19 protein-coding genes are annotated in these 22,464 nt (G+C 68.0%); 11 read left to right on the top strand and 8 right to left on the bottom strand.

The annotated features are described in order from the left end of the window. The first annotated feature begins 35 nt into the window (after positions 1-35). Entirely contained in the window at positions 36-1,265 is a 1,230-nt protein-coding gene (locus QHF83_RS25410) for a hypothetical protein (RefSeq protein ID WP_282420516.1), read from the top strand. 235 nt (positions 1,266-1,500) lie between these two features. Here QHF83_RS25410 and QHF83_RS25405 read toward each other — a convergent pair whose 3' ends face one another. Then, positions 1,501-3,519, bottom strand: a complete 2,019-nt coding sequence (locus tag QHF83_RS25405; RefSeq protein WP_282420515.1) for a hypothetical protein — start codon at positions 3,517-3,519, stop codon at positions 1,501-1,503. A 335-nt stretch (positions 3,520-3,854) separates the two neighbouring features. Here QHF83_RS25405 and QHF83_RS25400 point away from each other — a divergent pair. Further along, a protein-coding gene (locus QHF83_RS25400) for an IS5 family transposase (protein WP_282420514.1) occupies positions 3,855-4,636 on the top strand; the annotation gives its coding sequence in 2 pieces (ribosomal slippage) (positions 3,855-4,182 and positions 4,182-4,636; 783 coding nt in all). 17 nt (positions 4,637-4,653) lie between these two features. On the opposite strand, the gene QHF83_RS25395 is transcribed toward QHF83_RS25400, so the two are convergent. Further along, positions 4,654-5,865, bottom strand: a complete 1,212-nt coding sequence (locus QHF83_RS25395) for a hypothetical protein (protein WP_282420513.1) — start codon at positions 5,863-5,865, stop codon at positions 4,654-4,656. A gap of 89 nt (positions 5,866-5,954) precedes the next feature. Beyond that, a complete protein-coding gene (locus tag QHF83_RS25390) occupies positions 5,955-7,862 on the bottom strand; it encodes a bifunctional homocysteine S-methyltransferase/methylenetetrahydrofolate reductase (protein WP_282420512.1) in 1,908 nt (635 codons plus the stop codon). 153 nt (positions 7,863-8,015) lie between these two features. On the opposite strand from QHF83_RS25390, the gene QHF83_RS25385 reads away from it, so the two are divergent. From QHF83_RS25385 to QHF83_RS25355, 7 genes are all read left to right on the top strand, one after another. Further along, on the top strand, positions 8,016-8,585 hold the full coding sequence (locus QHF83_RS25385) for an O-acetyl-ADP-ribose deacetylase (protein ID WP_282420511.1): 570 nt from the start codon (positions 8,016-8,018) through the stop codon (positions 8,583-8,585). A gap of 10 nt (positions 8,586-8,595) precedes the next feature. After that, entirely contained in the window at positions 8,596-9,528 is a 933-nt protein-coding gene (locus QHF83_RS25380) for a sigma factor-like helix-turn-helix DNA-binding protein (protein ID WP_282420510.1), read from the top strand. A gap of 98 nt (positions 9,529-9,626) precedes the next feature. Continuing rightward, positions 9,627-10,277: a hypothetical protein gene (locus QHF83_RS25375; protein WP_282420509.1), complete on the top strand. Its 651-nt coding sequence runs from the start codon at positions 9,627-9,629 to the stop codon at positions 10,275-10,277. A gap of 16 nt (positions 10,278-10,293) precedes the next feature. Continuing rightward, positions 10,294-12,951, top strand: coding sequence for a serine/threonine-protein kinase (locus QHF83_RS25370; RefSeq protein WP_282420508.1), 2,658 nt, complete (start codon positions 10,294-10,296; stop codon positions 12,949-12,951). Positions 12,952-13,077: 126 nt separating this feature from the next. Then, on the top strand, positions 13,078-13,755 hold the full coding sequence (locus QHF83_RS25365) for a dienelactone hydrolase family protein (RefSeq protein ID WP_282420507.1): 678 nt from the start codon (positions 13,078-13,080) through the stop codon (positions 13,753-13,755). Positions 13,756-13,800: 45 nt separating this feature from the next. Continuing rightward, on the top strand, positions 13,801-14,445 hold the full coding sequence (locus tag QHF83_RS25360) for a PE-PGRS family protein (protein WP_282420506.1): 645 nt from the start codon (positions 13,801-13,803) through the stop codon (positions 14,443-14,445). Between the two features lie 8 nt (positions 14,446-14,453). Then, positions 14,454-15,551 (top strand): serine/threonine-protein kinase, encoded by a 1,098-nt coding sequence (locus QHF83_RS25355; RefSeq protein WP_282420505.1) that lies wholly within the window; start codon positions 14,454-14,456, stop codon positions 15,549-15,551. A 67-nt stretch (positions 15,552-15,618) separates the two neighbouring features. On the opposite strand, the gene QHF83_RS25350 is transcribed toward QHF83_RS25355, so the two are convergent. The 5 genes from QHF83_RS25350 to QHF83_RS25330 all read right to left on the bottom strand — a co-directional run bounded on the left by QHF83_RS25350 (position 15,619) and on the right by QHF83_RS25330 (position 20,564). After that, positions 15,619-16,248, bottom strand: coding sequence for a hypothetical protein (locus tag QHF83_RS25350; protein WP_282420504.1), 630 nt, complete (start codon positions 16,246-16,248; stop codon positions 15,619-15,621). A gap of 677 nt (positions 16,249-16,925) precedes the next feature. Then, positions 16,926-18,122 (bottom strand): hypothetical protein, encoded by a 1,197-nt coding sequence (locus tag QHF83_RS25345; RefSeq protein WP_282420503.1) that lies wholly within the window; start codon positions 18,120-18,122, stop codon positions 16,926-16,928. A gap of 2 nt (positions 18,123-18,124) precedes the next feature. Then, the gene (locus QHF83_RS25340; RefSeq protein ID WP_282420588.1) at positions 18,125-19,360 is read right to left on the bottom strand and encodes a PEGA domain-containing protein; all 1,236 of its coding nucleotides are present in this window, start codon (positions 19,358-19,360) and stop codon (positions 18,125-18,127) included. A 34-nt stretch (positions 19,361-19,394) separates the two neighbouring features. Continuing rightward, positions 19,395-20,264, bottom strand: coding sequence for a sigma-70 family RNA polymerase sigma factor (locus tag QHF83_RS25335; RefSeq protein WP_282420502.1), 870 nt, complete (start codon positions 20,262-20,264; stop codon positions 19,395-19,397). Between the two features lie 105 nt (positions 20,265-20,369). Then, a complete protein-coding gene (locus QHF83_RS25330) occupies positions 20,370-20,564 on the bottom strand; it encodes a hypothetical protein (RefSeq protein ID WP_282420501.1) in 195 nt (64 codons plus the stop codon). A gap of 210 nt (positions 20,565-20,774) precedes the next feature. Here QHF83_RS25330 and QHF83_RS25325 point away from each other — a divergent pair, with 210 nt between their 5' ends. Both QHF83_RS25325 and QHF83_RS25320 read left to right on the top strand, forming a co-directional pair. Continuing rightward, entirely contained in the window at positions 20,775-21,374 is a 600-nt protein-coding gene (locus QHF83_RS25325) for a hypothetical protein (RefSeq protein WP_282420500.1), read from the top strand. A gap of 14 nt (positions 21,375-21,388) precedes the next feature. Further along, positions 21,389-22,464 (top strand): hypothetical protein (locus QHF83_RS25320; protein WP_282420499.1); only part of this gene is annotated, 1,076 nt, incomplete at its 3' end.

Here is a 22,464-nt window from a genome sequence, read left to right as displayed (position 1 = left end):
GGTCGACGACTTCGCCGACCGTCTCGACGAGGTCGTTGGACCAACCGACGAGGTCGCCGACCGTCTCGACGAGGTCGCCGACCTTCTCCACGAGGTCGTCGTACCAGGTCGACGACTTCGCCGACCTTCTCGACGACGTCGCCGACCGTCTCGACGAGGTCGTTGGACCAACCGACGAGGTCGCCGACCGTCTCGACGACTTCGCCGACCGTCTCGACGACTTCGCCGACCTTCTCCACGAGGTCGTCGGATCAGGCCGACGAGGTCCCGGACCTTGCCCGCGGAATCGAGCGACGATGTTGCATGGCAGCCTCGCTCGGGATGCGCGAGCATCGCCCAAGGACGACGGGACGCGCGCGTCCCACCCACGCTCCCATCGTCACCCTACCGCAACGAACAGGGTCCCAATGAAGTCGCTGGTGCTCCCCGCCCTGACCATGGCGTTCGCCCTTGGTTGTAGCCACCCGAGAGAACCGCCCCTCCCCTTCGGCGAGATGAAAGGGAAAACCCTGTCGGGCAAGGATACCGAATGCACGAGGGTCCCGAGGACCCCAGAGCCGGCCGTGGCCCCAGAGCCCGATGCGTCCCGTGCCGGCGACGATGTCGAGTCCCGGATACGGATGGTCGCGGCGACGGACCTGCGCTGCTCCGCGCAGCAAGTGTACGTCCGAGGGCTTCACAAGGACGGCGACTTCGAGTTCTATGGCGCGGAAGGGTGTGGCAAGTACCAGTTGTATCGTGTCTCCGAGAAGCACGGCGTGGAGATGGAGGGCGTCGAACTGTTCCTCGTTTCGCCGGTTTCGCCAGGGACGCTCCGGATCGGATCGAGCACAGCCTTCAGCGCCCGAGCCCTCTCGCTCGGCGAGGCTATGCTGATCGTCGACAAACAAGGTGTGGCGTGTCGCGCGACGGTCAGCAACGAGTTCTCCGACACCATATGGGACCTGGAAGGCTGCGCGCTGAAATGGCCCATCCCGTTCGGGCTCGTTGCAGTTCGCGCGTCGGACGCAACGAACGCTGTCCGACTCGAAAAGAATTGGATCGCGGAGAATGTCGCGCCAAAGCAGGACGGCAGCGAATCCATGTGGAAGCCGTTCACCGTCGTCGATCTGACCGGGGACCGCCGGAAGCAGGTGGCCGTGTTTTGCAGGAACATCGCCGGCGAATACGAGTGTGAACGATTCATGGTATACCGGGGAACCGAGAAAGACCCCGGGTGGCACCTTCCCATCGCACGTGGGCGCTGGATTCCGTCGCGGTACTGACGCGTGGGCCAGCCTCCACGTGGGGCTCGGACGCGCCCGCGTTGGTTTCTTGCATCTCGAGCCAGCCTGAGCGCGCGAGGCGACGTCGGTTCCGGAGCCTCACCCCCCAACCCCCTCTCCGCGCGGCGGAGAGGGGGCGAAAGGCACGGAACCGAGCCGGAAACTCCCTCCCTTTCCACCGCGTGGAGAGGGAGGGTTGGGGTGGGTGAGGTCCGGATGCCTGTGGAACACCCTCTCAGGCTTTGGCTTTTTGCGGGAGCTGCCGCGGGATCACGAGCCCGAAGACGGGGCCGCTCTCGACCAGGATCGAGAGCTGGATGGTCTCGGGGATCTTCACGCCGAGGAACTCCTCCAGCGCCTGGCGCGGCCGTATCCGGAGCTCCGCGGCGAAGATGGAATCGGACTGCGCCTTTTCGATGATCCGCCGCTCCACCGCTTGCCGCCCCTCGGCCTCGATCAGCCGGGCGAGGGTCTGCCCCTTCTTTGCCGCGCGCAGATAGGCCACGGAGAGCTTGACCTCCCCGCGAGGAGCCGCTCCGACGGGGGCTGCCTTCTGCTCGAGGCCGAGCTTGAAAAACACCGTGTTGCGTTCGTAAATGGCATCGCTGTTGATGATGGTCCCCGGCGTGCTGTCCTTGAACAGGTAATGGCACGCGGCCGCGCTGAGCGAGCCATCATCGAACGGCCCAGCCCCTCTTCCCACGTTGTATTCGGTAATCACCCACCCCTTGTACGAGCCGCAGCAATCGCCGTCCGACCATGTCCAGGTGATGTTGTACGCCGGGTTGCGCTTGATGACCTCCTGTGCCCACTCGACGGGCGGATGATCCGGATCTTCACCGATGATGATCGGCGAGTTCGTGATCCACTGCGTGACCACGTCATTCGCCACGAGCACCTGGCGCCAGACGCTCCGATCGAGCTCCAGGACCGCCGCGTCCTGCAGGAGCTGGTAGTCCCGCGTAGCCGGTTGCGGGAAGTCGATGGTCGCCAGGTCGCTCAGCGAATGAAGCCCGCCGTCGAAGTAGAACGGAGCGTGCCAGTACTTCTTCACGTCGTCGTGATAGGTCGCGAGCTGCAAGCTCACGGCCCTCGTGGTCTTGTCGAATCGCGTGATGTAATCCGCGAACTGCGCTCGCAAGTCCTGCGGGGGGTCGGCGAGCCAGTAACGCACGAGACCACCGATCACGGCTCCGCCGATGGCGCCCACCGGACCGAGCTCACCGGCGACCGCCTCGAACGTGCGGATGAAGAGCTCCACCACGAGGTTGAGCCCGGGATCGCTGTTGTCCTTGATCGAGACCAGCGTGAACGCGTTCGTGATTTTGAGCGCGCCGGGGGTCTCCAGGTCCCTGTTGAACCGCACCATGTTCGACAGGTTGGACTGTGTCTTCTTGATTTGATCAGCCGTCGGATCGGGGAGGGAGATGTCGGTGACGCTGACCGGTTGACCGACCTTCCAATCCCCGAAGAGCGCCTGGGGCGAGCTGAATTTCGAGCCATCCTGGCTGGTCACGACGTAGACACCCAGCTCGATGCCGACGAGCGTGACTTGCAGCACGTCGCCGACCGCGGCGAGGTTCAGGGCCTCGTAGGTCTGCCAGGAGCTCATGAAGGGCTCGGGAGCGCTCCAGTGCTCGCCGTCCTCGGACGAGGCCAGGTACATGTGCCTGCTCTCCCCGACGAGACCCATGTACAGTTTCTCTTTGAAAGCCGCGAGGCCGATCCTGGCGGGGCTCACCCACGTACCGAAAGGCATCGCAGGCGGATCCCAGTTGAGACCGTCCGTCGACGAGGAAAGGTACACCTGCCCGCTCTTTCCGAGGAAGGCCATGTACAGCTTGCCGTTGAAGGACGCGAGGGTCAGCCCGCGGGACGTCTCCCAGTCTCCGAAGAGGCGCCGGGGCTCGCTGAAGCGGGTCCCGTCGGAGGAAGTGGCGATGTAGATCCCGCCCGCGAGGCCGACGAGGCCCAGATACAGCTGGTCCCCGTGGACCGCCAACGCGGGAGCTTGCTTGGTCTGCCAGCTGTCGAACAACGACGTGGGATCAGTCCACGAAGCACCGTTCCCGGACGAGGTCATGTAAATAGGACCGGTGAGGCCGATGAGGGCCATGAAGAGGCGGCCCTGGAACGCGGTCAGGGCGGGCGGAAGCGGCGTCTCCCAGTGCTCGAAAATGAGCGCGGAGCCGCCCCAGTCACTCCCATCCGACGAAGCCGCCACGTAAATCGACTTGTCCGAAACCGATGCCATGAAACGCCACCGAGTACTCGACATACATTCCTCCTGTGGGTTGAGCCCGGAATGGAGCTGTATCCGAACGTCGTCGCCTCGACAACGTCGTTATTGCGGATTTTTACTCGATGAGCAGAATGCCTTGGCAGGTTTGATTCGCTCCGGACCGTGACGCCGCGATTGCGCGGGGGCGGCTTCCTCGTGAAGATTCACGGCTCTCCCCGCGCAAGTAGAAGTCATCTCATAAACCGTCGAGTGGGTCCATCTGCTCCAACATCCTACTTTGTAGGATCAATCTAACGAGCATCGTTCCAGCCGTCGGTACATTTCGATTGCTGGCGACATATGCAGGTGTGGACCTGACAGACCCTCAGTGGGCGCTACTCGAGCCGCTTATTCCTGCTCCGCGCGTACGCGCCGATCGCCGTGGCAGGCCGTGGAGGGATGCGCGCGAGATACTCAACGGCATCCTATGGATCATGCGCACCGGCGCTCGATGGGCCGACTTGCCCGAGAGATATCCGCCCTACCAAACATGCCATCGGCGATTCCAGCAGTGGTCGAAGGACGGGACGCTCGAACGGATCCTCTACGCCTTGGCCGGGGACTTACGTGACCGAGGGCAGATCGACTTGAGCGAAGCGTTCATCGACGGCACGTTCGTGAGCGCCAAAAAGGGGGGCGATGCGTTGGAAAAACGAAGCGTGGCAAGGGGACCAAGATCATGGCCATTGCAGACGGCTCTGGTCTTCCTCTCGCCGTCTGCATCGAAAGTGCTTCGCCGCATGAAGTCACGCTCGTCGAGCGAACCCTCGATAACTGCTTCCTCGCCCAGTTCCCCAAGCGTCTCATCGGCGACAAGGCCTACGACAGCGACGCGCTCGACGCGCGGCTCGCGGAGGAGCGGGGGATCGAGCTAATCGCGCCCAATCGCTCGAATCGCAAGCGCCTCACGCAGGACCTCCGCCCCCTACGCCGATACAAGCGCCGCTGGAAGGTAGAGCGCCTCTTCGCCTGGCTCCAGAGCTTCCGCCGCATCTTGGTACGCTACGAGCGCCACGCCGAAAACTTCCTCGGCTTCGTTCACCTCGGATGCGTCGTCCTGTTCCTCAGGAGACTCTTGGGGGGTTTATGAGATGACTTCTAGAATCGTCACTCCGTGCCGATGCGTCGCACGGTCACCTTCCGTTGTTCGAAGGGGATGTGCTGACCGGCCTCGCGCGCGGCGATCCAGATCGTGCCCCCCGACTCCATCGCGAACGCGTGCGCCTCCGACGCTTCCGTGCTGATTCGCGACCAGCGGCGTTCGCCGTTCGAACCGCGTATTTCGATCCAGTCTCGCCAATCTTCGGCGTTCTCGATGCTCGTGCCGAAGAGGACGACATCCCCACTGGGCAGCACGGATAGATCGATGACGTCGACCGCGGAACCGAGGGACTGGGAGGCCGTGATGCGTCCGTCGATCGCGACCTCCAGGAGCCGCGTCTCACCTGCGCTCGAATGCTTGGACATGACCACGTAATGCGACGGGCCCACGATGGCGACCGCACGGCCATCGGGGTGACACGCGAGGGCCAATACGTCATCGTCGCCGAGCTCGGTCTGCGCGAGGCGTCTGCCCTCGGGGGAGATGCGCAAGAGCACCCTCTTGCGTTCGGAGTACGATTCACCCGCTCTGCCTGCGACCACGAGGTTGCCCGAGCCATCGATCGAAAGCCTTTCGGGACGAAAGACCTCGGGGAGCTCGATCGACCGGAGGTGCCTCGCGCTTTCCTTTTCGAAGGAGGCGACGACGGCGGGGTGATGGCCCGTGTGAATCGGAGGCGCGGGGACACCGAACATGGCGAGGACGACGGGGGAGCCCTCGGGCGAAATGGAGAGTCCCGCGAGAGGCCACGGGTCCACCCTCTGGGAGGCGAGCGCCATGGCGGCGACCGGTTCGCCCGCCGGATCGATACGCCAAAGGAGCAGATCCAGCGGCGTCTTCCAATCATCAACGTCGGTCGCCTTGCCCCGCGGCACGTACCGATGAGGGCCGAGCTCGATCGGACGCTCGTACGCGAGCACCGCCCAGGGGATTCCGTCGGAAGACCGTGCGAGCGCGAGGTCCATCGCGGGGAAGACGCGCGCCCATTGGACCTGGCCATCGACCACGTGCGCGAGAAAAACGTGGACCTGCGGGGGATCCTCGGTGGGATCGGCGCGCACGGTGCGATCGCCGATGCGCGCCTGGCGAAAGAACCGCCCTCCGACGAGGAGGTCATTCTCGCCCAGCACGACGAGGTCCGTCACCCACGCGCCCTCCAGGGTGAGCACGACGGTCTCGATACGTTTCGGCGGATCCGGCGCGGGTGTGATCGTCACCTCTTCACGAGGGGCCCCGCAAGACGCGCCTCGACACCCCGCGAGGGCAAGCCAGGCCATGGCGAGGCAAAGCCCGGCGCGTCGAGGCGTCACACGATCCCGTCCATCACCTCGAGCGCGAGCTCGTACCGGCCGAGCGGCGGCATGATGTAGGCGCCCGCGACGCGATTCCGCACCGCCGCGAGCATCTCCCGGGCAATGGCGACGCCCTCCTTGCGCGCGGCGGGGCCGCTGCCGGCGCGTTGCATGCGGTCGCGCACGTCCCTCGGGATCTGCATGCCGGGGACCTCGTTGTGCAGGAACTCGGCATTCTTGTGGCTCGCGAGCGGCAGAATGCCGACGAGGACGGGCAGGCCCAGGGGCTCGGCGTCTTTCAGGAATCGATCGAGCACGGCCGGGTCGTAGACCGGCTGCGTCATGATCAATTCGGCCCCGGCGCGTTTCTTCAGCTTGAGGCGCTCCATTTCGCGCTCGTAATTCAAAGCCGCGGGCTCGGCGCCGGTCGCGCAGAAGAACGAGGTCACGCCGCCGAGCGGTTTGCCGCCGGGATCGATGCCGGCATTGAGGCGTGAGGCGAGGCGGAGGATGCCGATCGAGTCGAGGTCGTAGACGGCCGTGGCGTCGGGAAAATCGCCCATCTTCGGGGGATCGCCGGTGATGACGACGAGGTTCCGGATGCCGAGCGCGTGGGCGCCGAGGAGGTGCGCGACCTGCCCGAGCAGGTTCCGATCCCGGCCGCAGACGTGCAGGAGCGTCTCGACGCCGAGCTCCTCCTGCATACGCACGGCGAGCGCGAGGTTCGACATGCGCGCCTGCGCGCGCGCGCCGTCCGCAATGTTGATGATGTCGACGCCCCCCGTGACAAGCATCTTCGCGGCCTGGATGGCCGAGGTGGGGTCGACGCCGACGGGCGGGTTCACCTCGACGGAGACGACGAACTTCTGGCCAATCTTGGACGCGAGTTTGCTCTTTTCCGCCGTGGCGACGGGCCGCTGGCCGATCACCAGGACGGGCGGCTCGGGGGGAATGCTGCTATCGGCGACCCCGACCCATAGGGGGCCCGGGTCCTCACACGCGCCCGCGGCGGCGCTCGCCTCCATACGCGCGGCGGCGGCCATGCGGCGGATGTGCTCGGGCGTCGTGCCACAACAGCCGCCGATGAGCCGGACGCCGAGCTTGCAGAGCCTCCGCGCGAAGACGCCGAAGTATTCGGGGGTGGAGACGTAGATGAAGCGGTCGTCGACGCGACGGGGAATGCCGGCGTTGGGGATGGCCGAGAGCGGAATGCCGAGCGGCAGGAGTTTTTCGATCGCGGCGAGGACGACCTGCGGGCCGTCGGAGCAATTGACGCCGATGACGTTGCAGCCGAGGTCGCGCAGGCGCGCGCCGAGGTCGGCGACGGGCGTGCCGTCGGAGAGGGTGAGGTCGGCGTCGACGGAGACATTGGCGACGATGGGCAAGGCGTCGCCGACGCCTTTGCGGACGCCGTCGATGGCGAGGAGGAGCTCCTCGGGCTGGCGCATCGTCTCGAGGAGGAGGAGGTCGGCGCCGCCCTCGGCGAGGGCTTCGGCCTGCTCGCGGAAGGCGTCACGCACGCGGGCGCGGTCATCCTCGCCGAAGGCGGCGAGCACGAGGCCGCTCGGCCCGATCGCGCCGGCGACGTAGCCGCGGTCGCCCACGGCTTTGCGGGCGAGCTGAACGGCGGCGACGTTGAGCTCGCGGACGCGGTCGGCGTAGCCATGGCGGGCGAGCCGGACGCGGTTGGCGCCGAAGGTGTTGGTCTCGAGGACCTGGGCGCCGGCGCGCACGTAGTCTTCGTGGATGCGGAGGACGAGCTCGGGGCGCGAGACGACGAGCTCTTCGTAGTTGACGTTGAAGAGGACGCCGCGCTCGTAGATCTGGGTGCCCATGCCCCCGTCGATGACGAGCACGCCGCGACGAACGGCGTCGAGGAAACGCGTGGGTTTCGGGGTCAAAGGCGACGGGGCGCTCGACATCGCGCGCACCCTAGCACAGGAGAGGAACGTAGCGGCCGGACGAGCGGCCGCCTTTCGCCTGTGTTCCGGGCCGCCTCCTCGGAGGGCCCTGCCCCGGGATGCAAGGAGAACCCTCCTGCCGTATCGTACGCGCCCCGAAACGAGGAGCGACATATGCCGCGCGAGTTCGCCGTGGGTCCTTGCAGAGTCTCCCTGGTGGAAGGTGACATCACGACCGAGGACGTCGACGCCATTGCCAATGCCGCGAATGCAGGGCTCCTCGGCGGCGGCGGCGTGGACGGCGCCATTCATCGGGCCGCGGGCCCGGAGCTCGTCGCGGCATGTCGCGAGGTGAAGAAATCCCTGCCCGGAGGCGTTTTGCGGACCGGCGGGGCCGTGATCACGCCCGGCTTCCGCCTGCGCGCGAGGCACGTGATTCACTGCGTCGGCCCGGTCTACGAGCGCGAGGGAGCACGCGCGCCCGGGCTCCTCGCGAGCTGTTACACCGAGGCGCTGCGCCTTTGCCGCGAGCATGGTCTGTCGTCCATCGCATTCCCCGCGATCAGCACGGGTATTTACGGCTATCCGCTCGACGCGGCCGCCCGCGTGACGCTCACGGCGGTGCGTGATGATCTGCGCGCCCACGGAGCGCCGCCCGTCGTGAAGATGGTGCTGTTCGGGCCGAGCGCGCTTTCGGCATTCTCGCGCGCGGCCGACGAGGTTTTCCCTGCGGCCGAGCCTTGACGAGTCGGCCTTGGCCACGAACGATGGCGCCGTGATCGGGAGAAAGAAGATTGCACGAGACGCGTTCGAGGCGGGCCTGCCCGAGTCGCTGCGCGGTGAGCTCGACGCGCTGTCCGAGGCCGCGCTCGAACGGGCGGCGGCGCGCGGCCGAGAGGCGTGGCCCTCGGTCGAGGTCGAGGACGAGGTGTGGTTCGGTCACCTCGCGCGCCGGCTCCGCGAGGGCGAGCCGCTCGCCGCGCAGCTCGAGGCCATCGACGCGGGCGGCCTGTATCTGGCCGCCGCTTGCTTGCGCGGCGTGCACGCGGCGCTCGATGCGTTCGAGCGGGAGGTGCTTCCGTCGGCGCGGCGCGCCCTGTCCATGCGCGCCGACGAAGCGCGCGTCGACGAGGTGCTGCAACGGACACGCACGCGCCTGCTCACCGAGCTCCACGGTTCACCCAAGCTCGCGCTGTACGCCGGGCGCGGGCCCCTCGGCGGGTTCGTGCGCACGGTCGCGGTCCACCTCCTGGCGAGCGACGAGGCCGCCGCGAAGCCGGTCGAGGACGACGACGACGCGCTGGCCGCGCTGCCCGAGGCGGCCGACGTGGAGGCGGGGCTCTGCCGGCTGGACCAGCAGCAGCACTTCCGCGCGGCCTTTCGCGAGGCGCTCGCCACGCTCTCGTCGCGCGACCGGGCGCTCTTGCGTCTCAGCTTGCTCGATGGGCTGTCGATCGACGACATCGCGCCGATGTACGGCGCCCATCGCGCGACCGTGGCCCGCTGGCTCGGCGCCGCGCGCGAGCTTCTGGCCACCCGGACCCGGCAGGCCCTCGCGAGCCGCCTGCACCTGCGTCCCGACGACCTCGAGAGCCTGCTCGGCGGGGTGCTCAGCCGCTTCGACCTCAGCTTGTCGCGCTTTTTGCGCGAATCGCACGGCGCCGATGCTCCGCCCGATGCGACCTGACGATTTCGTGCGACCTCGACGGGAGCCGACCTGTCCCTTGGTGCGGGGTGCATGTGCACTGGCCGCGGTGTTCATCCACGTCACCAAGGAGTCTCGTCGTGAAACAACTCGTGTGGTCGCTCCCTCTCGCTTTCCTCCTCGCCTGCAGCTCCGGCACCGGGAGCTCCGGCTCCGACAACGGCGAGGGCGGGAGCGGGGGCGAGGGCGGGAGCGGGGGCGAGGGCGGGAGCGGCCCTGGTCCGTCGTCTTCCTCGAGCTCGTCGTCGTCCACGTCGTCCGGGCCGAGCGGCCTCACCGAAATGGACCGGCTCCAGGTCTACTGCGAGAAGACGATGCTCGCCGGCTGCCCGGCCTGGTTCACGTCGGCGGCCCAGTGCGTCGACATCATGAGCAAGACGCAGAGCGATCTATGCCAGGACAAATGGGTCGCGGAGACCGATTGCCTCGGCAAGACGCAGGCCGCGGACTGGACCTGCAACGGCTTCGGCGAGCCGGAGATCGTCGGTACGGTGTGCCGCGACGAGTACGGGTTCGGCTCGTATTGCCGGATTGCCGTCGCCACCCCGGACTGTTACGGAGCCGCGTGCATGTACAACGCCGATTGCCCGGGCGACGCGACCTGCAACGACGCCACGAAGCATTGCGTGCAGGCGGACGCCAAGTGCGGCGGGCTGCCGTGCACGTACAACGCCGATTGCTCGAGCGGATTCACGTGCAACGACGCGCTCGGGCAGTGCGTCGTGAACTAAGGCGCGAGGCGCGTTGATGGCCTGCCTCGACGAGAACCTCTTGTTCGAGCTGTCCGTCGGGCAGCTCGACGGGGCCGCCTTGGCCAAGGCCGAAGAGCATCTCGACACCTGCCCCCGCTGCCGGCGCGTGGTGGCCGCGACGCTGCGCGCGAGCGGGGCCGCCGCGCCGCCGCCGCCCCCGGCGCTCGTGAAACGCGGCACGGCGATCGGTCGGTACCTCGTCGTGGAGCGCGTCGGCGTCGGCGCCATGGGGCAGGTGTTCGCCGCGTACGATCCCGAGCTCGACCGCAAGGTGGCGCTGAAGCTCTTGCGCTTCTCGTCGCGGCCTCGCGCGGAGGAGGAGCAGAGGCGCGCGCGGCTCGCGCGCGAGGCGCAGACGCTGGCGCGCCTGTCGCACCCGAACGTCGTGACCGTGTTCGACGTGGGGACGTGGGAAACGCAGTTCTTCGTCGCGCTCGAGTTCGTCGCCGGTGGGTCGGCCCGCGCATGGGCCACGCGAGAGCCGCGCGCGTGGCGCGAGATCGTGCAGCTCTGGATGCAGGTCGGGCGCGGCCTCGCCGCCGCGCACGCAGCCGGGGTCGTGCACCGGGACCTGAAGCCCGACAATGTGCTCGTGCGCGCCGATGGTCGCGCGCAGGTCACCGACTTCGGTCTGGCCGCCGAGACACGTCCCCGCGACGCGGCGGCCATGCCGACGGGCATGGCGATCACGGAGACGGGCGCGCTGCTCGGAACCCCGGCCTACATGGCGCCGGATCAGCTCGAGGGCGCGCCGGCCAGCGAGGCCTCCGACCAGTACGCGTTCTGCGTGTCGTTATGGGAAGCGCTTCATGGCGAGCGTCCCTTCGTCGGTCGCACGGTCGCCGAGCTCGCGCGCGCCGCGCGGGAGGAAGCGCCACGCGCACCGGCGTCGTCGCCGGTGCCGCAAGCCGTGCGCCGCCTGCTGCAGCGCGGGCTGCATCCCGATCCACGCGAGCGTCATCCCTCGGTCGGCGCGCTCGTCGACGCGCTCGAGCGCGCGACGGAGGAGCGTCGTCGCTTCGGCGTCCCGATGCTGATCGGCGCGGCCCTGCTGGCCCTCGGCGTCGTCCTCGTCACGCGGCCGAAAGAGGCCGTCCGCCGTCACCCGACGTGCGTGCTCGCCGAGGAGCGGCACCGGGCCGCGTGGGACGATACGCGCCGCGCCGCGGTGCGTGAGGCCTTCGATCGCACGGGGCTCTCGTATGCCGCGCAGGCCTTCGGCGCCGTCGACGGCGCGGTCTCGGCGCGCGCGTCCGCCTGGCGGTCCGAGCGCGCCGAGGCGTGCGAGGCGCTGGTCGAAGCTCCGCAGCCCGATCCGCTTTTCCGCGCGCGGGTCGGCTGCCTGGACGAACGGCTGGCAGAGCTCGACGCCGCCGTCGAGGTGCTCTCGCTCGGCGGCGTCGACCCGGTCAACCGCGCGACGTCCGTCGTCGAGAAGATGGCGCCGCTCGACGCCTGCGTGGCGATCGACGTCGGACCCGCCGACGCGGAGCCATGCGAGGCGTGCGTGGTGATCCGCGCCGACGTGCAGCGCGGCAGGACGCTCCGGGAGCTCGGAAAGTTCACCGAGGCCGAGCGTGTGACCAAGGACGCGCTCGCGCGCGAGGCTCCCCCGAACGCCGCCGCCGCGCGGGCCGCGCTGCTCGTCGAGCACGCGCGCACGCTCGAGCCGCTCGGCCGCCTCGACGATGCCGAGCGCGAGATGTTCGACGCGGCGCTCGCCGCGCACCGGGTGGGCAGCCGCGCTCTCGCCAGCGAGGCGTTCGCCGAGCTCGCCTACTTCGTGGGCTATTTGCGCGCGCGTCCCGATGACGGCGAGCGCTGGGCGCTCCAGGCGGACGCGCTCGTCGGCGCGGACGATCCGCTCCTCGATCGCATCACCACGGTGCGCGCGGTCATCGAGACGCGCCGCGGCAACCTGCGGCTTTCCGAGGAGCACTTTCGCCGCGTGGAAGAGCGCGTCCGCAAGCGGCTCGGCGCGTCGCACCCGAGCCGCGCCCGCGTGCTCTCCAATCTGGCGAGCACGATCTTGCATCAGGGTCGCTTCGACGACGCGCTGCCGCTGCTGAAGGAGTCGTACGACCTCTTCGTCGCGGCGCTCGGCGCCGATCACCCCGACGCCTTCCAGGCGCAGAACTCCTGGGGCGCGGCCCTCGGCCGCGCGGGCCGTTTCACCGAGGCGGTCCCGGTGTTCGAGGCGGCGCTGGCCGGGTACAAGCGCACGCTCGGCGCGAACCATCCACGCATTGGCCGCGCGGCCTCGAACCTCGCGGAGGCGCTCTTCCGGCTCGAGCGATATTCGGAGGCGCGCGCTCGCTACATCGAGTCGGCGGCGGCCATCGAGCGGGCGCTCGGGGCCGACGCGCCGGACCGCGCGCGCGCGCTCGCCGGCGTCGGTCAGGTGTACGTCGCGGAGGGCGCGTGCGCCGCGGGCCTCGGCGAGACGGAGCGTGCGCTCGGCATCTGCGCGAAGTCCGCGTGCGAGCCCGGGGACGCGGCGGCGATCGAGTTCCTGCACGCGAAGGCGTGGGTCTGCGCGGGCCGCGCGAAGGCCCAGGCCATCCCGCACGCGCGCCGCGCTCTCGAGCTCTTCCGCTCCATGGGCGCAGGCGCCGAAGAGCAGATCGCGGAGATCGAAGCCTGGCTTCGCTGAAACGAACGAGAGGGTGTTTGGTGGTCGTACCGAACCCCCACCTCGACGGCCCACCGCACCGCGACGAACTAGGCTATGCTCCGCCCGCCCGCGCACCTGCGCGAGGGATGTACGGAGGCGAGCACCATGTACGAACCGATCAAATTTCCGACGAAAAGTGGGGCGGAGGCACCGGGGGAGCTCGTGGCGCCGGAGGGTGTGGAGCGGGCGCCCGCGGTGGTGCTGATCCAGGAGTGGTGGGGGCTCAACGGGCAGATCCGTCACGTCGCCGCGCGCCTCGCGCGCGAAGGGTTCCTCGTGGCGATCCCCGATCTCTATCACGGGCGCTGGACCGTCGATCCCGCCGAGGCCCAGAAGCTCATGGAAGGCCTCGATTGGCCCCGCGCGCTCGACGAGATCGGCAGCGCGGCCGCCTTCCTGAAGAAGCATCCGCGCAGCAGCGGGCACGTCGGCGTGGTCGGCTTCTGCCTCGGCGGCGCGCTCTCGTTCGCCTCGGCCACCGTCGTGCCGGAGTTCGAGGCCGTCGTGCCGTTTTACGGACTCCCGCCCGCGGACAAGTTCGATCTCTCGAAGGTGAAGGCCCCCGTCCTCGCGCATTTCGCGAGCAATGACGATTGGGCCCGGGCGGATAGCGCGCGGGCGGTCATGGAACAGATGCATTCGCGTGGACAAGCCATGGAGCTCCACGTGTACGAAGCCGGGCACGCGTTCGCGCACGAGTCGCGCAAGGACGTGTACGTCCCGGAGGCGGCCGCGCTCGCCTGGAGCCGCACCATTGCTTTCTTGCACCGGCACCTCGGCTGATCCGAGGGGCCGCTTTTTCGTGATGACTTGGTTGGAGGTCGGTCGATGTCGAATCGTTGGATGAGGGTTTGGCTTTTCGCCGTGCCTTGCGCGGCCGTGCTCGGCTTCGCGGGCACCGGCTGCTCGGACGGCTCGGACGGCGCGGGCGGCGCGGGCGGCGAAGGTGGCGCGGGTGGATCACCGGCGAGCTCGAGCTCGAACTCGGGGAGCGGCGGCGCGGGCGGACAAGGCGGCGCGGGCGGACAAGGCGGCGCGGGCGGCGGCGGCTGCGGCGATACCATGACGGACCCGATGAACTGCGGCGCCTGCGAGAACCAATGCGCGCCGGGCCAGACGTGCGCGGGCGGCGTTTGCACCTGCGGATCGGCGAGCGTCGCGTTCGCGGACGTGCAGGCGATCCTGTCGGCGAGTTGCGCGATCGGCGGCTGCCATTCGGGCGGGTCGCCGAAGCAGGGGCTCGATCTGACGAACGCGAACGCGCACGCCGATCTCGTGGACGTGCCGGCCGAGCAATGCGCGGGCGGGACGCGGATGCGCGTCAAGCCGGGCGCTCCTTCGGAGAGCTACCTCATCGACAAGATCATGAACGTCGACAAGTGCTCCGGAAACAAGATGCCCCCGGCGATCGCGCTCTCGGAGGACAAGATCCAGACGATCTCGGACTGGATCTGCGGCGGCGCGATGCCGTGATCGATTGAATGGGACGGGGACCGATGTATTGCTCGCGTTGTCTCAGGCGTTTCGAGGATGAAGAGCACCGCTTCTGTCCGTACGACGGCACGAAGCTCGTCGCGACGCCGGACGTCTCGTCGCTCCGCGCCAAACCCACGCCCGAGACGGGCGTGGTGCTCGGCGGGCGCTACGAGGTGCGGGGGCTCATCGGTCGGGGGGGCATGGCCCGGATCTATCTGGCGCTCGATCGGAACACGAGCGAGCCGGTCGCCATCAAGATGCTCGACTCGCTGCACCTCCGCGCGCCCGGCGCGCGCGCTCGCTTCGATCGCGAGGCGAAGGCGGCGAACGCGCTCGCGCATCCCAATATCGTGAAGGTGCTCGATACGGGGGAGCGGCCGGACGGCGTGCCTTTCCTCGTGATGGAATATCTCTTCGGCGAGACGCTCGGGGACTGGCTGCGTCGCGAGACGACGATGCCGCTCCACCTCGCGCTCCCGGTGCTCTCGCAGACGGCCTCGGCGCTCGGGGTGGCGCACCGCGCGGGGATCGTGCATCGGGACGTGAAGCCGGACAATGTGTTTCTGGTCGGCGAGCCGGGCGAGCCTTACAACACGAAGGTGCTGGATTTTGGTTTGTCCAAGCTCGAGGCCGCCAAGGCGGTCACGCAGGCCGGGGTGGCCGTGGGGACGCCCGAATACATGCCGCCCGAGCAGGTGGTGGGGGACAAGTCGGATCCGCGGTCGGACGTGTATGCGCTCGGGGTGATGATGTATCGCATGCTGACCGGGGAGCTGCCGTTCCGCGCGGACGATTATGCGGTCCTCCTGGCGAGGCAGCTCATCATGCCGCCGCGCGAGCCCTCGGAGGCGCAGCCGGGGATCGATCGGGCCACGGAGGGCGTGATCCTGAAGGCGCTGCGCAAGAAACCCGAGGACCGGTATTCGACGATGGAGGCGTTCTGCGACGACGTCGAGCGGCTCATGGGCAAGCGGCTCGGGTCGCTGTCGGCGGGGCTCTTGCCGCGCGGGCCGGACGTGTACGAGCCGAAGGATCAGCTCTCGCGGACGGCGGCGAAGTTTTTCTACAACAAGCTCGGGATGACGCCGCCTGCCTGGAAGTGAGGGCGGGCGACGGTCTCGAACGGCAAGGATGGCCCGACCTTACCGCAGCATCGCGACCGCAGCTTGATCACAAGGGAACCCGAAGGAGCACGCGCGTCGTGCCCCCCTCCGTCGTTCCCGTGAGCGCCACAATCCCAGCGGCCTCCAACCGAGTCAGCGCCGACACGAGCGTCCCCGAATACGACAATTCGGGAAGGCGGTCTCGCAAACGTGCGATGGAGACGAACCCCTCGGCATCCGGCCGCATGCGCGAGAGCGCGAAGTGCAGGAGCCCCTCGGCATACGCGTCGTCCCCGAGCTTCCGGAGTACCGCCGCGTAGTTCGCAACGTACACCGCGGCGTCCTGGTAGGGCCGCGCCGCGCGCATGATGTCGAGGAGGAGCTGCTCGCCGCGTTCGTCATGCGCCACGGCGCCTACCGAGACGCGGGTCGCCGTCATGGACCGCGGTGGTGGGAGCGGGGGTAGGCGGTCAGCGAGGCGGGCCTTGCGGAAGCGCTCGCGCACGCTGCGGAGCGCGGCCCCGAGCGCGGCATGGGCACGGCTCCACGCCGACGGCGTGTCCACGACGCTGTCGCGCGGCGGCTCGGAATGCGCGAGGCTGGGGCGTGTCCCGCTCTGCGGCGGAAGCGCAAAGCGGGTCATCACGGTCGTCGCGACGTCATCGTCATCCATAGCCATGTGCGGTGCGGCGCGCATCGTTACCTCCAGGAAAGTCACCGACCCGAGGCGGCTGCGTCGCGTGAAGCGTGCGCGTATGGGGAAACGCCGCGCGGCGCAGCCGCCTCGGAACGGTGACGAACGACCGGCAGAAGAGGACGATGGAGGCGAGAGGTGCTTGCCCAAACGCGCGCGCCCCCATCGCCCTCTTCTGCCGGTCGGTGAAAAGTTTGGCTTGACAGGACACCCGTCCTTGGACAAACGTAAGCGTCAGAGAGCGCGTCTACACCGGATCCACGAACTCGAGTCACCCACCCGGTTTCCGGGAGACGGGCCGAGAAAAACCGCCTTGTCGGCACTCCGGTCAATGGGCGCGCTCTCGCTTTTTCGAAAGCGCACATCGTAGCAAGAGCAGGGACAAACGACCCGCAGGAGAGGACGATGGAGGCGAGAGGTGCTTGCCCAGACGCGCGCGCCCCCATCGCCCTCCCCTGCGGGTCGTTTCGTGGAGAACCCGCCCGAGGCCGAACACGGCGCCTTTTCGTTATACGAGGCCAGGAGGACCGTGTTCGGCTCGGGCAGAAGGGACGAGCGTCGAGCCCTCGGTTTAGCCAGGCGCGCGTTCGCCGGAGGTCCGAGTCTCGCCCCTCACCTGCGCTACATGATCGAGGAGGCGATTCGGATCGACGAACGTGAAAAATAGGTGGGAGCTTTGACTACTCGGCGAACTCGAACGGCGGGAGGCAGCAGAACGTCACGGCGTCGGCGAAGTCTTCCGAGGCTGCGCCAGTGGGCTCTCCGCCCGTCGCGAGGCAGAGGCCGGGGATGTACGCAAGGTCCGTGATGGCTTTGCTTCCGAGTGCTCGGCCCGGCGGGAAGACGTTCGTGCACTGCTCGTCGAAGGATGCCACGTCCACCGTATTCGCCCCAACGGTGCATGCGCCATCGCTGTAAAACCGTAGGTTTCCGATGCACCCGCTCCCGACCGGGCTTCCCCCGCACTCGCACGTCGTGCAGCCGCGCGTATCGATGGGCACCTCGCCGTAGAGGTAGATGGGGTCATATCGGTCGTAGTTGCCGGGGCACTTGGCGTGTATCCCCCGGAGCGCGACGCACTGGAGAAACGGGTAAGGCAGGTCGTACATGCAACGGTGCGTGGACGTCTCGCATCTCCCCTCGCGCTCCTTCGCCTCGCAGGCGAGGCCTATCCAGCGCCAGTCCGTGGTCTTGGTAAACGCGGCCGGCTTCGTGATCGACGGGCAAGCCTCGCTCGTTGGGCCAGGCAGCGGAGAAGCGTAAACGGATTGCGCGCACGGCTCGCCACCACAATCAGCCCCCGCCGGCAGGGCGTTCGCGCTCGTGCACGAGCCGTCCCAGCCGGCGGGACCTCCGAAAGGGAGCGCGGGGGCTCCGTTCTCCGCGCACGTGCCAGCACGGACCTCGATCGTCTCGGGGAGCTTGGTGCACGAACCTTCCGAGGCCGGACACGAGCACTCGCATGCCGCAGGCGGCGCGTCGAGGTACGCGAAGCGTCGGTACTTCTCGAAGAACTCCACGTCGTCGCCGTAGCCGCCCAGCTTGCGCGCCTCGTCGCAGTTCGCGGGCGCAAGCTCACGCGGCCCGTACCAGAGCAGCATCGTCGTGCGCGGCCAGTCCCCAGCGGACTCGCTGCTCGGCTCGGGGACGCAGCGCCCCAGGCCGTCGCTGCACGTGGCCTGAGCCGCGTCCGGCTCGTCGGACCCGCCGCCGGCGTCGGCGTCGGCGTCGGCGCCGGCGTCGGAGCGACATGCGGGAGAGGGTTCCAGCGCCTCCGGGTCGCACTCGCCACGATTGTAAGAAGGTGGCGCCGAGCAGGCTTCAACGACAGCCAGGCCGAGGATGGACACGAGAGGTAAAAGCGAGGCAATTCGCATGGTCAAAACTCCCAAACGCCTACAAATTGAGCCGTGATCATGACGGGAGGCTGCTCCGCCAAGACCGTTTCGCCCGCGACGATTTTCAGGCCACTCGACAATCCGAGGACATCGGCGGACGAATTTAGCGAGAAAGACGGTGTTACACGGACGCGGGCGCCGAGGCGTCCGCCCGCTCCCGGCTTGAAATTCACGAAGCTTGCTGGCTTGTAGCTCTGCGACGAGAAGTCAACGTTGATCACGCCGAGGTGCCCGAGCGCGCAGCCGAAGAACCATCTGTAGTGTCCGCACACGCTCGCGATTCCGCCAGCGGTCATCGCGCTGATCGGTTCCCCGCCGACCGCCGTCGTCAGCCACGCGGCGCGCCCCTCAATCCCCAGGGATACGTACTCGCTCGGCCACAAGCTCGCCCCCACGGCCAATCCCACCGCGGGCATCCACGACGCCACACCAAACACCACGACCGGCCCCGCGCCAATCGAGCCCCGCACCCCTTTCTTCTCTCCGTCGCCTCGGTTCGTCGCCGGACTGTCGTCGTACGCGTACGGGTCCTCCTGCTTCGAGAGCTTCGTCTCGCCGACCACCACCGTGGGGGCCACGATCTTCGGCGGATCCTTCTCCGGCTCATACACCGCCGGCACGGCCGGGGGCGGCGCCGATTGCGGTTTGAGCGTGATCCGAACCGGCCGGTTTTCGCCCTTGACCGCCGTGAACTTCTCGACGGCCTCCTCGTACCCGTCGAGCTTCGCGCGCACCTCGTGCTCGCCCGCGCGCACGAAGAACCAGGACGCGGTGTGCCCCCCCGTGTCCGCAGGCTCGCCGTCGAGCGTCACCGCCGCGCCCGCGTGCGACACGATGAGCTCTATCCAAGATCCTTGTGCGCGCGCCGCTTCGTGCGCCTGGAAGAACCCTTCACGCTCCTTCGGCGACGTGGTCGCGCGATGGATCGCGTCGAGCAAAAGCTCGGGAGCAAGCTCGGGCCGGCCAAGCTGCACGAACAGGACGCCGAGCCGCCCGCCAATGAGCGGATCGGAGCGGACCTCGAGCGCAGCCATGTAGGCCCTCGCCGCCGCGCGGGGATGGCCCGCGGCCCGCTCGCGATCCCCCAGCGACGCGAACGCGCGGAAGCGCATGTCCTCCGCGCTCTCTTCGTCCTCCTCCTTGTCGATCGGCGCGTCTGCCCATGCGGGCGATGCGAGTCCACAGAGGAGAACCGGTACGAGGCCGAGGCGGAGCATCTCCACGATCGATACTGGGGTTTGGCGGCGGCGTCTACCAGGCCCAACCCTTTCCGCGGAACGGCCGATGTCCTCGCCCCGATGGTTTCGCGACGAACGGATCAGGCGACGCCGCGCTCGGCGCGGGCGGAGTCGGCGGCGCAGGTACCGGCGCGAGGTTTGTCGGCGGGCCCGAGACCTCGGTCGCCCTCACCAGATCGGCCGCCGACGCCCCGATGACGTGGGCAGCGCCGGTCGCGACAGCCGGAGCCTCGGGCCGCACCGGCCGGTACAGGGCGAAGAACAGCGACGCGAGGAGCAAGTGCCCGTACGGGTATACGTAGTCGAACACCCTGCGCGCGAGGGCGCGGCGGTGGAACAGGGCGATCGGCAGGGCGCCGAGGTACTGCTCCTTCGGTCCGAGAGCGCGCAGCATGTTCGTGCGCGCCGCGGCGAGTCGTGATTTCACGGTGCCAAGCGGGATGTCGAGCAGCTCGGCCGCCTCCGAGCACGTGCACTCTGCGAGGTCGACGAGCACGATCACGATGAACTGCTCTGGCGAAAGCGTCTTCAAGGCCGATAGAAGCGCGCGGCGAGCCTCGGAACGAAAAGCCCCTTCCTCCGGCGACACGTCCGGCGTCGCCGTGCGCTCGGCGTCGCCGAGGTCCGGGCAGAAATGCTCGCGCTCGCGCCGCGCCCGACGCTTCTCCTCGCTGCGGAGGTTCTTGGCGATGCCGAATAGCCATGGCCGAACCCCGTCGGGGTGCGGCGTGTAGCCGAACAGCGCCGCGAGCCCCCGCAGCATGAGCTCCTGCATCCTGTCGGTGGCGAGGGCGTCCGAGCGACGTTGCAGAATGCGTGCCACCTCGGGACGAAGCGCGACCAGTTCGGTCGTGAGCGGAGAGGGAATCGTTGTACGCGCCATGTCCCCCCCTTCATGATCGGCCGAGGAATTTGGATCGAAGAAATCGACCGGCACGTGTCGATTTTCGTCCGTCCGCGGGAAACCCAGAGAGCCCGACCCTACTGCTCATTTCTGGGTGGAGCCAAGCTCCTCGGCGACCCGAGCCACGTCGTCGAGCCCGTCGACCGCGCAGAGGTTCGCCACTGCCTTCCAAGCCTCGCCATTACCGCGGAGCTGCGCCGCGTCGACAAACCCACGCCGCGCCGCGTCCCGGTTGCCCGCGTGGCGAAGCAGGCCTCCATGTCGAAAGCGGCGAGACACGCGCTGCGTTGACAGGCGTTCGGTGTTCCTGCTCCGATCCAGGCAATGAGACGTCCGCGTTGGCGACCGCTCCTCTCCCTGGGCCTTCTCGGTTGCCTGACGCTCTCGCTCCTCCCGATTGGCTGCTCGTCAGCGAAGATCTACCGCCCTCCGGCGCCCGATGACCGGCCGCGCATCCCTGAAGCCACCGCAGAGCGCCTCAGGGCGTGTGTGGATGAGCTCAGCGGCACCATCGAGCCCGGATACTACACGCTCGACGCCTCGGTGAAGGTCGACCAGGAAGGTCGTGTCGTGGAGGTGGAGACGACGGGCCAGCCCAATCCGGACGTTGGGGGTTGCATGCGGATCGCCCTGCGAGAGATGAGGCTGCCCAAGGATGTCTTCCAGATGGGCATGTTGCGTACGTCCGCGTCGGCGAACGGGCAGGCGATGCCGGATCGGGCGCAGATCGGGGAGGTCGTGACCGTCGTCGTGGTCGTCACGGTCGTCTTCACCGAGGTCATCATCGAAGCCTTCGCGATCGCCGTCGGCGTGACGGTCACGGCGACGGTCGCGGCGGGGGCGGCGGAGGCGCTTGCGAAGAGGAGGAAGCCGAAGAAGGAGGAGGACGAGCCGACGTGTCTGGACCATTATGAGGCGTGCATGGATGACGCCAGCATCGCCGACAGACTTGGGGCCCATTGGAAGTCATCCCTCTGCAATGCGTGTCGAGTAACGTGCGAGGCCAAGAAAAATTGGCCCGATACCGTCCCCATGAGCTGGGGAATGGAGTCCTGTAAATACAAAGGGCATGACAAATGGAACAAGTAAAGCCCAACAGAACCATGACCCCGGAGGAGCGTGTGTTCGTGCAGGCGCACAGCAAGCTCCTTATCAAGTCGCTACAGCGAACCCGCACCTTCGCCGAGGCCGCCCTCGACTTCCGTAAGCTCGAGACCGAATTCGTGGAGCGCGCAGGCGATGACGAATTTGATGTACGCGAAACGAGACGGCGCATTGCTGAAACCATTTTGAACCTAGCCTATAACAAGCGTCCCCCCTTCGAGGTCTGCCGCGAGGCGTGGAACGATCTGGTCCGCCTCGGCTTCTCGGGCATCGACCTCGAGTGCTCGATGTCCTGGTTTTACGCCGATTGCTGCGCATACGACGAGCGGCCCGACGAGGGGCTCGCGGTGCTCGAGCCGCTCCTCGCGAAGCTCGAGAGTCTGCTCGAGGAAACGAAGGGGAGCGGGGTGGAGTACCCTGCGCGCCTTTACGAAAACGAGCTGGAGCGCCTGGGGAACCTCCGGAACGCGCTCCTTGCCCAGAAACGCGGCGAGGTCGTCCCGTGGCTGGAGACCCGCCGCGAGGACGAGGCGGCCCCCCCGATGACGCCGGAAGAAGAGCAGGCCGACGAGCTTTACGAGGAGTTCTGGAAAGCGCACCGCGCCGCTTACAAGAGCTTCAGGGACTCGAAAAATCGGAGCTTCGCCGATATCGCGGCCGCCTACCGCCGGGTCGAGGCGGAGTTCGTGGCACGCGCGGGCGAAGGCGAGGCGTTCGAGGTTTCTGTTCGCGCCATCAAGGCAAGGACCGCCGAGGAGATCCTCAGGGCCGCTTGTGAGCTTCGCGCGCCCTTCCAGGCCTGCCGAGACGCCTGGGACGAGTTTGTCCGCATCGGCCAAGACAAGAGCTGGATGTATCCAACGATGTACGTGGAGACCTGCCTCGATAACAACGAGCCCGAGGCGGGGCTCGCCGCGGTCGAGCCGTGGATCGCCGAGATCGAGCGCAAGCTCCAAGCGTGCAAGGAACCCTTGCGGCCCCCGGGGGAAACCAGCGTGGAGCTCAACCGCAAGCTCAAAGAGCTCCACGAGCTCCGGGACAAGCTCATTGCCAAGCGAAGCGGCGGCGAGCCGGC

It is taken from the genome of Polyangium sp. 15x6, from assembly GCF_029960785.1.
Classification (GTDB): Bacteria; Myxococcota_A; Polyangia; order Polyangiales; family Polyangiaceae; genus Polyangium.
This window is presented reverse-complemented; position numbering and strand designations above follow the sequence as displayed.